Origin of the sequence: Microcystis sp. LE19-195.1E, from assembly GCF_027532095.1 — a bacterium.
In the GTDB taxonomy this organism is placed as follows: domain Bacteria; phylum Cyanobacteriota; class Cyanobacteriia; order Cyanobacteriales; family Microcystaceae; genus Microcystis; species Microcystis aeruginosa.
This window is the reverse complement of the sequence record NZ_JAPZSZ010000018.1, coordinates 31,346-42,417: the sequence shown is the minus strand read 5'-3', so window position 1 is coordinate 42,417 and position 11,072 is coordinate 31,346. Positions and strand designations below refer to the sequence as shown.

The 11,072-nt window shown below is 44.3% G+C and carries 9 protein-coding genes; 3 read left to right on the top strand and 6 right to left on the bottom strand.

Translation table 11 applies throughout. The annotated features are described in order from the left end of the window. Positions 1-451: 451 nt before the first annotated feature. A complete protein-coding gene (locus O9300_RS01550; RefSeq protein ID WP_287969645.1) occupies positions 452-1,828 on the top strand; it encodes a serine/threonine-protein kinase in 1,377 nt (458 codons plus the stop codon). Here the strand turns inward: O9300_RS01550 and O9300_RS01545 are convergent. Then, positions 1,820-3,259 (bottom strand): aminotransferase class I/II-fold pyridoxal phosphate-dependent enzyme, encoded by a 1,440-nt coding sequence (locus tag O9300_RS01545; protein ID WP_287969643.1) that lies wholly within the window; start codon positions 3,257-3,259, stop codon positions 1,820-1,822. The genes O9300_RS01550 and O9300_RS01545 overlap by 9 nt on opposite strands. Before the next feature lie 8 nt (positions 3,260-3,267). Between O9300_RS01545 and O9300_RS01540 the strand changes: the two genes are divergently transcribed. Next, complete coding sequence (locus O9300_RS01540) at positions 3,268-3,459, top strand: hypothetical protein (protein WP_287969641.1); 192 nt, start codon at positions 3,268-3,270, stop codon at positions 3,457-3,459. Between the two features lie 89 nt (positions 3,460-3,548). Here the strand turns inward: O9300_RS01540 and O9300_RS01535 are convergent, their stop codons facing one another. The 4 genes from O9300_RS01535 to O9300_RS01520 all read right to left on the bottom strand — a co-directional run bounded on the left by O9300_RS01535 (position 3,549) and on the right by O9300_RS01520 (position 8,372). Next, positions 3,549-5,363 (bottom strand): ABC transporter ATP-binding protein, encoded by a 1,815-nt coding sequence (locus O9300_RS01535; RefSeq protein WP_287969639.1) that lies wholly within the window; start codon positions 5,361-5,363, stop codon positions 3,549-3,551. 40 nt (positions 5,364-5,403) lie between these two features. After that, positions 5,404-6,480, bottom strand: coding sequence for a phosphotransacetylase family protein (locus O9300_RS01530; RefSeq protein ID WP_287969637.1), 1,077 nt, complete (start codon positions 6,478-6,480; stop codon positions 5,404-5,406). Positions 6,481-6,515: 35 nt separating this feature from the next. Further along, positions 6,516-6,893 carry a type IV pilus biogenesis protein EbsA gene (ebsA, locus tag O9300_RS01525; RefSeq protein WP_061431277.1) on the bottom strand — a complete coding sequence of 126 codons (378 nt, stop codon included), beginning with the start codon at positions 6,891-6,893 and terminating at the stop codon, positions 6,516-6,518. 222 nt (positions 6,894-7,115) lie between these two features. Continuing rightward, positions 7,116-8,372 carry a GAF domain-containing sensor histidine kinase gene (locus tag O9300_RS01520; RefSeq protein WP_287969635.1) on the bottom strand — a complete coding sequence of 419 codons (1,257 nt, stop codon included), beginning with the start codon at positions 8,370-8,372 and terminating at the stop codon, positions 7,116-7,118. Between the two features lie 388 nt (positions 8,373-8,760). Between O9300_RS01520 and O9300_RS01515 the strand changes: the two genes are divergently transcribed. Further along, on the top strand, positions 8,761-9,087 hold the full coding sequence (locus O9300_RS01515; protein ID WP_147069809.1) for a DUF3155 domain-containing protein: 327 nt from the start codon (positions 8,761-8,763) through the stop codon (positions 9,085-9,087). A gap of 146 nt (positions 9,088-9,233) precedes the next feature. Here O9300_RS01515 and O9300_RS01510 read toward each other — a convergent pair whose 3' ends face one another. Beyond that, positions 9,234-10,709 (bottom strand): S8 family serine peptidase, encoded by a 1,476-nt coding sequence (locus O9300_RS01510; RefSeq protein WP_287969633.1) that lies wholly within the window; start codon positions 10,707-10,709, stop codon positions 9,234-9,236. Positions 10,710-11,072: the final 363 nt, after the last annotated feature.

The following is an 11,072-nucleotide window of genomic DNA, read 5'->3' as shown; positions in this document are numbered from 1 at the left end:
AACCAAGCTAAAAACTGAACCTTGACAACAGATAGTAGGGGGTTTTGTTCAGAAAAGAATTCAAATTCGGCCTTGAACGAGTAAAACTTTCTAGGAAATAAGGTTGAACATTAGATTTTTTCGACTTGTTCAAAGTGGCCGGAGGGCATTCGGACACTCAAAACGGACGTGGAGGAAAGCGTAAGACTACCGCTAAGGTAGCAGCATCCCGGGTCGCGTCAACCCCATTCAACGACCATCCTAAAAAGGTGGCGTGGTGAGGATGTCAACCGGCTGAATTTTTTTCAGCCAAAGACTTGACAAACTCCAAAATTTCTGCTAACCTTGTAGTATAGTGGGAATCCGTGTCGGCCTACAAACCCTCTTTTTAACTCTTTCTTAAGAATAAAAATTTTAACCCGAATTGCCGGTAGTAGCTAAACTAAGAGCAGTACCACGGGAAACGGTGACTATGGAAGTTATTTGCACGCGTCCCCACTGTCCGAAACCGCGTAATCAATGCCCAGACCTAGACGATAGCAATCGCTTAACCTCGATCGATCAGAAATATTGTACTACTTGCGGGATGCCATTAATTTTAGGGGGACGTTATTTGCCAGAACGTCTATTGGGACAAGGAGGATTTGGGGCGGCATTTTTGGTAGTAGATCGTTATAGTCCCAAAAAAGCTAAATGTGTACTCAAACAATTTCAACCTTCTGGTAATTTAAGTCCGCAAGCTTTAGAAAAAGCGAAAAACTTATTTTTTCAAGAAGCGCACGTTTTAGAAGATTTAGGCCGAGAACATCCCCAAATCCCCGATCTCTATGCTTTTTTCCCTTTAACAGTCAAGAATCAATTAACGGGAAAAGAAGAGCAATTTTTCTATCTGGCCCAGGAATATATCGACGGTAAAAACTTAGAAGAAATTCTCCAACAGCAACAAAAACCCTTTCAAGAAAGTGAAGTCAAAAACATTCTCGAAGAATTACTTCTTATCCTCAAATTTATTCATGAAAATGGTTCCATTCACCGGGATATAAAACCATCTAACATCATGCGCTCCCAAAATGGCCGCCTCTATTTACTCGATTTTGGGGCAGTAAAACAGGCTACCAATAACCCTAGTAATACACAAGAGAAATCCACAACAATTTACTCAGCTGGATTTGCTCCTCCCGAACAACAATTAGGCAATCAGGTATCGGCAGCCACGGATTTATATGCCCTAGCAGCTACCTGTGTTATGCTCTTAACTAATCGCGATCCTGATGATCTATACGATCCCCAAAAACAGGTCTGGAATTGGCAAAATTATGCCCCCAACATCAGTGCAGATTTAGCAAGAGTATTCAATAAAATGTTACTAGCAAATCCCCTGGATAGATTTCAATCCTGTGGAGAAGTTTTAACCGCTTTAAATACACCTCCCCCATCTCCTCCATCTCCTCCACCTTCTCCAATTCCTCCATCCCCTCCAGCTTCTCCAGTGATTAGAAAACCTTCCCGTTTTTCTCTTGGGGAAACTTTCGCTAATGCTGCCTTTACAGGATTTGAAGGGACATTATTAGTAATTGCCTTAAATAGTTTACTCCCCTCGCTAGGAATTGTCATCGCTTTTATGATCTTAGGTGGCTTAGTTTGGGCATTATTTAAAAAAGTGATTGAAGGGAGAGATTTACCGATTCTAGCAGCAATTACCCTCACCCTCATCTTCTTTCTTTCGCAACTGCAAGGAAGCCTAAATTTTCCTGAAATTGCTATCATTGCCGTGATGGCAGCCATCGGAGCAATTGCTATTACCGCCTTTTTCCGGTTAATATATCAGATAATTTTGCGATTATTTTAAAACCCTGAAAGTTTCAAAATTATCATCACTACCGCCAGTAATCGTGCCGCCGAGGTCTAAAATAGTTTGCAGATAGTCGAGGACTTCCTGAGAAATTAACTCTCCCGGCATCAAAACGGGAATACCGGGGGGATAGGGACAGATAACATCAGCACTAAGACGATCGAGGGCATTTTTCCGGGATACTATCTCTGTAGGGGCAAAAAAAGCCTTTCTAGGAGAAATAGCCAAATTTCCCGTGACTGGGGGAGGAGTGGGGGGTAAACTGGGAGAGGAAGGAGATTGAAGGCATTGAAAAGCAGTAATTAGGCGATTAATGTGTTCGCGATGGTTGCCGATGGAGATAATAAAAGTAAGTTGGCTTAAAGTCGGTAATTCTGCCGTGACAGCGTATTTTTCTCGCAAAATATCGTCTATTTCGTAACCAGTTAAGCCAAAATCTCTGACGATTACCGTTAAACGAGTGCGATCGAACCAGTGACAACCCGGGATAGAATGGGGAAAGTCTAGAACAGAGATATTAGGAATTTTATCGAGTTCTTTTCGGGCAGTAGCGGCTAAATCGAGGGTTTTGCTCAGTAAATCTAGTCCTTGCGTCGCCATTTGCTTTCTAGCACTATCAAGGGAAGCGAGAAGCAAATAACTAGGGCTAGTGGTTTGAACTAATTGTAAGGCTCGATCGACTTTTTCGGAACTAATGCGATCGCTTTTTAAGTGTAACATTGATGCTTGAGTTAAGGCCCCTAAAACCTTATGGGTGGACTGAATAGCCATATCAGCGCCGAGAGACAGGGCAGCCGGAGGTAAATCGGGATGAAAGGCAAAATGCGCCCCGTGAGCCTCATCGACGAGCAGCGGGATAGAATAATGATCGGTAATCTGGGCGATAGTTTCTAAGTCACAGCAAACCCCTTGATAGGTGGGAGAGACTACCATCACCGCTTTGGCGTCGGGATGAAGTTTCAGGGCATTTTCGAGGGATTGGGGGGTTATATTTAAATTTAGATCGATAGTGGGATTATATTCGGGATTGATAAAGATGGGCTGCGCCCCAGAGAGAATTAAGCCCGAAATTGCCGATTTATGAATATTTCTCGCCAAAATAATTTTATCTCCCTCGCCGCAAGTGGCTAAAATCGCCGCAATAATGCCACAACTGGAGCCATTGACTAAAAACCAGCTTTTATCTGCCCCAAATGTCTCGGCTGCTAAAATTTGCGCTTCTTTAATCACCCCCGTCGGGGCAAACAAATTATCAAGGTCGGGTAATTCGGGTAAATCGGCTTTAAAGACGCTTTTTCCCAGTAAATTACTTAAATCTTCCCCGATTCCTTCCCCCTGCTTATGCCCTGGCGCATAAAATGGTACATCTAAACTATTGACTTTTTTTTGCAGTTGTGAAACTAGCGGAGCAGATTCTGGCGAAGGCATTGTGAGAAGTGGGGTGTGGGGTGTGGGGTGTGGGGTGTGGGGTGTGGGGAAGTAGGGTGTGGGGTGTGGGGTGTGGGGTGTGGGGAAGTAGGGTGTGGGGTGTGGGGTGTGGGGTGTGGGGAAGTAGGGTGTGGGGTGTGGGGTGTGGGGAAGTAGGGTGTGGGGTGTGGGGTGTGGGGTGTGGGGTGTGGGAAGTATAAATAAAAATAATCTCCTGTCTCGGAGTCTCCTGTCTCGGAGTCTCCTGTCTCCTGTCTCCTGAATCCTGACTCCTGACTCCTGACTCCTGTTAACTATCTGTGCCTAACATTTGCAGTTTATATAAACTAGCGTAGAGGCCGTCTTCGGTTAATAAATCTTCATGGGTTCCCGATTCGACTAATTCCCCGCGTTTAAGGACAAGAATTCGATCGACATCGCGAATAGTGGAGAGACGATGGGCGATAATAATAGCAGTACGATTGACTAAAATCTGTTCTAAAGCTTCTTGAATTAATACTTCTGTCCCCACGTCTAAACTAGCGGTAGCTTCATCTAAAACTAAAATTTCGGGGTTACGAATAGCGACTCTCGCAAAAGCGAGTAATTGTTTTTGTCCTCCCGATAAATTTGCACCCCGTTCCCGTAAAAGGGTATGATAACCATCGGGTAACTCCTCGATAAAGTGATCGATATTAGTTAATTTAGCTGCTGCCTTCACTTGCTCAAAATCATAATTTTCCCCTAAAGTAATATTGCGAGTAACATCTCCGGCAAAGAGAAAAGTTTCTTGGAGAATGACACCGATATAACGTCTTAATTCTGCTTGGGGAAGATAACGAATATCGATCCCATCCACTAGAATTCTGCCCTTACTTGGTTCGTAAAGACGACAGAGAAGACGAATAATCGAACTTTTTCCCGCACCGGTGGGACCAACTAAAGCGACTTTTTCCCCTGGATGAATGATAAAATTGAGACCTTTGATAATATATTCATCGGGTTTATAACCAAACCAAACATTCTCAAAAATAATCTCGCCAGTTTGACGTTTTTCTGGGAAGTAAATATCTTTATAATTGTTAGAATCGTTGATTTCAATGGGAATACTAATTAATTCACCAATTCGTTCTATAGCAGTAAAACCCGCTTGAAACATAGTAAATTTTTCGGCAAACTGACGCAGGGGATTAAAGAGACGTTGGGAGAATAAAATAAAAGCTGATAAAACCCCAAAATCAATGGTTTTCTGGAGAATAAAAATCCCGCCTAACCATAATACTCCTCCCACGGCAATTAATCCGATCCATTCCAAAGTGGACGAGACAGCCGAATCATAAAAAATTGTTTTATCTAGGGATTGACGATAGTGAGTATTGATAGCGCGAAACATTTCAGCATTAAAGCGTTCGCGGCGAAATAATTGAACAATATTAACTCCGACTATATTTTCCTGTAATTGGGCATTAAGTTTTGATAATTCCTCGCGTACTTGATAGTTAGCGATGCGGTATTGTTTTTGAAAAAAGATAATTAAAGCAGTGACGGGAAATAACATCAACACCAACAATAGAGCTAATTGCCATTGCAGGGTAAACATGGTGATGATAATAACTAAAATATTGACCAAATCACTGACAACTCCGATCGCCCCACTAGCAAAAACTTCTCCTAATGCTTCCACATCGCTGGTTAAACGAGTGACTAAACGTCCCACGGGAGAGCGATCAAAAAAACTGGAGGAAAGGGAGGTGACATGGGTAAATAAATCTTCCCGGACATTAGCAGTAATTGACTGACCGACTTTCTGCACTAGATAACCTTGCATTGTCCCTAAAATCAGTCGTAAAATAATCGAAGCCGAGAGGATAATAATTAGGGTATTAATGGCTGCTGTTAAGGGCATTCGAGCCAAAAAATCCCAAGTTTGTTCCTTTTGCAAAAGGGAGACCGCTTGACCGATAATTAAGGGTTGGATCGCCCCTGTGAGAGATAGGGGAAAAAGAAGTATTAATGACCAAAATAGCAGGGCTTTTTGCTTTTTTGCGTAGGGAAGTAATCTTAATAACAATCTCCAGTCATTTTCTTTGACCGGAGGGGACACAGGGGAGGATGATAGACTCATGAAAGGGTTTCCAGTGAAATTCTCGGCAGCCAGGGAGAAATTACCCCCCTGTTGTTAACTTTTCTAACAGGCGATCGATCTGGAAATATTCCTCCATTAATTCTCGAATACAAGCGACTTTTACCTGTTCCTGTAAGCGAATCTTCCCGAAGGCCTGATCGACGATTTCCACGGTGGTGAGAGTATCTAAATTTACCGAGAGAATCGGTACTTCTAAATCCTCGGCCCGGCCCAAAATCAGGGGATCTGGAGAGATAGAACCAGTTAAGATTAAACAGGTGGTGGAAGTTTCTAGGGCAGCTAACTGTAGGTCTGTGCGATCGCCACCCGTAATCACGGCCATATTTTCCCCCTTGCGAAAATATTCTAAAGCGGCGTTGACATTCATTGCCCCGATCGCTAAACTTTCTACCATCCAATCCAAACGATCGGGCCGACATAATACTTTGGCCTCTAAAAGATGGACAATTTCCCGAACACTAATACTGCGCAGCAGTTTACTAGCGGGTAACAGTCCTAAAACTTCCACACCTTGGCCAGCGAGATAGGGTTTAAGGAGAGATTGTACTTCATCCCAATCATCGGTGGGGATATCGCTAATTACTACCCCCAGCAGCTGATTATTTAATTCCTGTTGCGCTTTCAGCAGACTATCGGCAATCAGGGGAGAACTATAGCGGGCCACCAATAGGATCGGAGTCTGGAGAATTTTGGCCATCTCCCCCATCGATAACTGAAAAATACTCCCTTCCCAGAGAGTCCCCGGCCCTTCGAGGAGGGCAATATCACTGTTAACCCGATCGAGATAGCCAGCAAGAATATTGCCGTAGTCCTGTTTATCTGCACCTTGCAGACGTTTAGCAACGGAATCCACATCTGTATAGATCACGGGTAAACGCAGCTGATCGGGGGATAATTCTAGTAATTGCCGGATAAATTCTACATCCTCATCGACCAATTGCCCATCGACGTAGCCCGGACAATTGCCCACTGGTTTGCCGTAACTTATCTCTAGGCCTTTTTGCCGCAAGAGATGCGCTAAACCGACGATAGTTCCCGATTTACCACTGAGGGGTTCCAGGGAAGAGATGAGTATAGATTTGGCTGATTTCGCCACGATTTGCTCCTTTTTAACCCGTAAAATCCCGACTTTTATTCTTCAAATCGCAGCAGTTTCCGATAAAATCCCTGCGAAAAGTCGGCTGAACCTAGCTGCTTAAAGGTTTTAATCGCATCGATGAGGTATTCGATCAACTCGGCGTTAATAATCGTCATCTCATAGCTTAGGTCGGCCTGTCCTTCAAATTGTAAACGACAACGGGTCAATTCCGAGGGCAATTTTGATACATACCAAGACGCCACAAAGGGAATCCCTTGACTGTTTTCTATGCGACGACGACCTTCTAAAGATCCTGCTTGATACAAAGCGATCGCATAGGGCAGGATACTATGTTTGTCCTTGGCATAGTAGGGCATATATACTACCACATCGGCCTTATTAGCGGGTTCTAATTGTTCGATAGTCGGCATAATTTAAGTAATAGGACAAAATTAACTTCTTGGTTAGGATAGGCACTCATGCAAGGGGCAAAAGGCAAGAGTTACTTAGATGTGTGTAATTGATTGTCTCTAGCTACTGTTAATTCTTTGGTTCACAGCCAAGTTACCATTGACACTGATATTTTCCATATATTTTAACCGATCGCCCCAGGAATCTCCCGATCGAGAAAATAGGCAGAATTGACGACCAGATCATCCCTCTATACTGAGGTTATCATCGGGTATAACTGGTATATGAACCCGAAAAACCGTGCCGGGGTAGAGGGAACTTGTTTGCTCGGGATTGGGACTGATAAATTCAATCGTCCCCCCCATGCTGGTAATTAATTCTTTTGCGATCGCTAAACCCAATCCTGTACCGGGTATATCTCCCCCTGCTTGCACTCCCCGGTAGTGACGTTGAAAAATTCTTTCTTGATCGCTCCTCGCTATACCATAACCCGTGTCTTTAAAAACAATTTCTACACTGTTCTTAACATTCTGCACCTCGACGGTGACTTTTCCGCCAGCAGGAGTATATTTGAGGGCATTATCAATTAAATTGCTGAATACTTCCCGCAAACCGGGGATATTGGCGCAAATAAGTGGTATGTCTTCCCCGTGAATCGTTTCTAGACTGAGATTTCTCTCTTTGGCTACGGCCTGGGCCGAAAGGAGCAGCGGATCGAGAATATCATGGAGATCGATCGGAGTTAGTTGGCCGCTGCCAGCAGGCAAGAGAAAGGCGGTGGGGGAAGATTGCGCTTGCAGGAGAGGAATATCGACGGTGGGGTAATTTTCGCTTTCTTGCTGAATTTGTGCCTCAAATTCGGCGATTAAGTCCCGAACTCGATCGCTTTCCCTCAGGATACCAGTAATGGCGGGATCGTTACCTTCTTCGGCTAAAAGCCTTTTGAGCAGAAGTTTACCAAAGGTTTTTAAAGCGGTGAGGGGATTGCGGATTTGATGGAGAAAGGTATCGAGGCGCTGACGTTGCCATTGTCGATAATAACGTTCTTCTCCTAATTGGCGATCAAGTACACAGGCCAAAGCGAGGGTTTGGGTGATTTTTTCCATCCGGGTTAATTCCCAACTTTGCCAAGGTCGTTTTTCTCTGGTTGTCACCAATAATCCGATCATGCCCTCTTCATACATTAAGGGTAAAAACAAGCGATGACTGCTGACGGTCTCCTGATTACCCCAGAGGTGGGATAAATCTTCTAACTTAACCGCAGTTAACAAGTCTGCCGCCGGTTGCCCCGGTTGTAAGGAAAGCCGCTTTTTTTGGGGAGAAGGGGGATTAAAAGGCGGATAAACAACGACTGGAATTAAATTACTCGATAAAGGTTCATTTAAATAAACCGCACTTCTGTCCGTTTCCATTTGCTCTCGCAAAAGTTCCATCTGTGCCTGACAGAGGGCAATAAAATCATCACTCAGGGGAGTCCGGGAGGGGGAGGAGAAGGGCATACCAAGAAAGTAAAAAGTAAAAAATCAGAAAACCTAGATACAGCTAGGGTTGCGAGTTTTGTTTCCCGGTTTACACAGGAGAGAATGGCCATCCTCTTGGGTCGAGGGCAGCCAGCAAAAAGCAATTAGGACAAGGGTTTGGTCACTATTTTCGGGGTGGATCAAGGTATATATTAAAAAAAGTTTAAGAATAATAAGTTTTGTATCGATATTTGTGGGTGTGTTTTTGTCAGAAAAACTTAAACCTAGTCTCAGTCTAGCTTCTAGTCAAACTTGTCTGTAATTGGGTTTGTGAGAGACACTTGATTTCTTGGTCTAGAACGGATATAATTGCTACGGCTTTTGTAACTATCATTACAACGATTAGCCAAAACAGGAGGTAATTGGGTTGGCCAGAAAACGGAAACGTAAAAGTCGCCGTCGTCAAGAAGGACGTAAGATACTTGAACTTATACCCCAGTATAGTATTGAAAGTGGCGAAGATAAACCCGTAACTGCGGCGCGTAAGTATATTCAAGCTATAGGCATTAGCCCACCAGCTTTATTGATTGTTAAGCGTAACGAGCATACAACCGATCGCTATTTCTGGGCTGAAAAAGGACTGTTTGGAGCGCAATATGTGGAGGAAAACCACTTCCTTTTCCCAAGTTTGCGCGACCTGCAGCCCCAGCCCCAGCCCCAGCCCGTCAAAGCACCGGTAGCAGTTGCCAAATAATTCACAGGACTATTAATCATATCATGGAAAGTCAACTCGTTTACCGAAAAGTAAACGAGTTTTTTTGTCTGAGATCTGGGAATCAGCCACCAGCTTTTCGCTGATGGCTAAAGATAAGAAATCTGAGGCTGAAAAACAGCCAAGTTTTAGGCGACATTACCGGCTGTGGCAGTAATAATTTGACGTACTTGAGCATCGGTCAGATTAGGATTGGCACTCAACATTAGGGCCACCAATCCGGCCACATGAGGTGCTGCCATCGAGGTTCCACTCAAGAAACCATAGCCACCATTAGGGAGAGTAGAATACACTTGCACGCCTGGAGCGGTGACATACCTCATCGAAGAATTGGAGCCAGCACGATTGGAGAAGGAAGCCATCTGGTTAGAACTATTAACGGCACCTACGGCAAGACCCCAAGAGGTGGCATTGAAAGCGGGATAACCGGGTTGAGCTGCCCCCGCATTACCGGCGGCCATAACCACGATAACACCGCGACTGCTGGCATACTGGAGGGCCGATTGAACTGCACTGTTAGTGCTACCACCGCCCAAACTCATATTAATCACATCAGCACCGTTGTCCACGGCGTAGCGAATGCCTTGGGCAACGCCACTATAGCTGCCACTACCAGAATCGCTCAAAACTTTCACTGGCATAATTCTGGCATTGTAGGCCACACCAGTGGCCCCGAAACCATTATTACCGGCAGCAATGGTTCCCGCCACATGAGTACCATGGCGGTTGCCATCTAAAGTGTTATTATTGCCATTGGCAAAGTTCCAGCCATAAACGTCATCAACGTAACCGTTGCCATCGTTATCAAGCCCATCATTGGCAATTTCGCCCGCATTCGTCCAAATATTGCCCGCTAAGTCGGCATGATTGCGGTCAACTCCTGTATCTAGTACAGCAACGACGACTCCTTGTCCTGTATAACCTCTTGCCCAAGCTTCCGGAGCATTAACTAAGTTAACCCCCCAGTCATTAGCACCACCAAAAGTGGGAACATTGGCAAAAGGACTTTGATTCAAGGCTCCGGCGACGGCTCTCGCGGCATTAACTAAACCGTATCCCGAAGTGGCACTATATCCGGGTACAACTGTGGCTGTGGTCGCCGACAGGGTTAAGTTATAGTTAGTGCTGCCACTGTAGGGATAAACCAGGACAAAGTAAGTACCCGCATTCAGTTGACCAGTAATACTCTCACTGATGTTACTGCCATTAGTGGAGCTAGTAATCTCATTGCCATTACTATCTAATAAGGACACATCGGCATCGGCACTTAATCCCGTTAAATTGAGGCTAAAGTCGCTACTGGTTCCTAAACTGAAACGATAGTAATCATTGGTGTCTGTAGAACCAACAAAATCACTGTAGCTGGTGGGAGTCGCTCCAATGGTGATATCACGGGCCGTTGCTAAGGTATTGCCGGCGTTATCTAAGGTAGTAAGATCAAGATCAATGCTCGCTACTTCTTCTTTGAAAAGAGATGTGGCTCGATTAGTGGCTATGGTGGGAAAAATTGATGAGTTATTCCCCGCTAGGAATTTCTGAAAATCTGAGGAATCTAGACTATCTATACAGTTATAGAGGTCGTTGGCGGCAAAGTTATCTATCATGGTGTTCTGGTGGTTTTTTAGTGGTTAAATGGCTGAGAGAACAATCAATAAGATATTATCAGACAGACAATATGGCGCTTCTGGTTTCTGTGTGAAAACGAGGTCTATACTGATAGAATATCCGCAAAATAGTCCTAAAAGTCTTGCCCGATAAGCATTAAGCAAAAATTATCACACAAAGTCGAGAAGAGCCAAAATTAGTTGCACATGGGGTGAATTATGAAGTAGGGAGCAGGGAGCGGGGAGCTTTTTTTCAGTGACCAGTCAACAGTAAACAGTAATCAGTGAAATGAAAACTTAGATCTGATCACTGATCACTGATTCAAAGCTGACGACCGACGAATGTTACGATTGTTACAACAT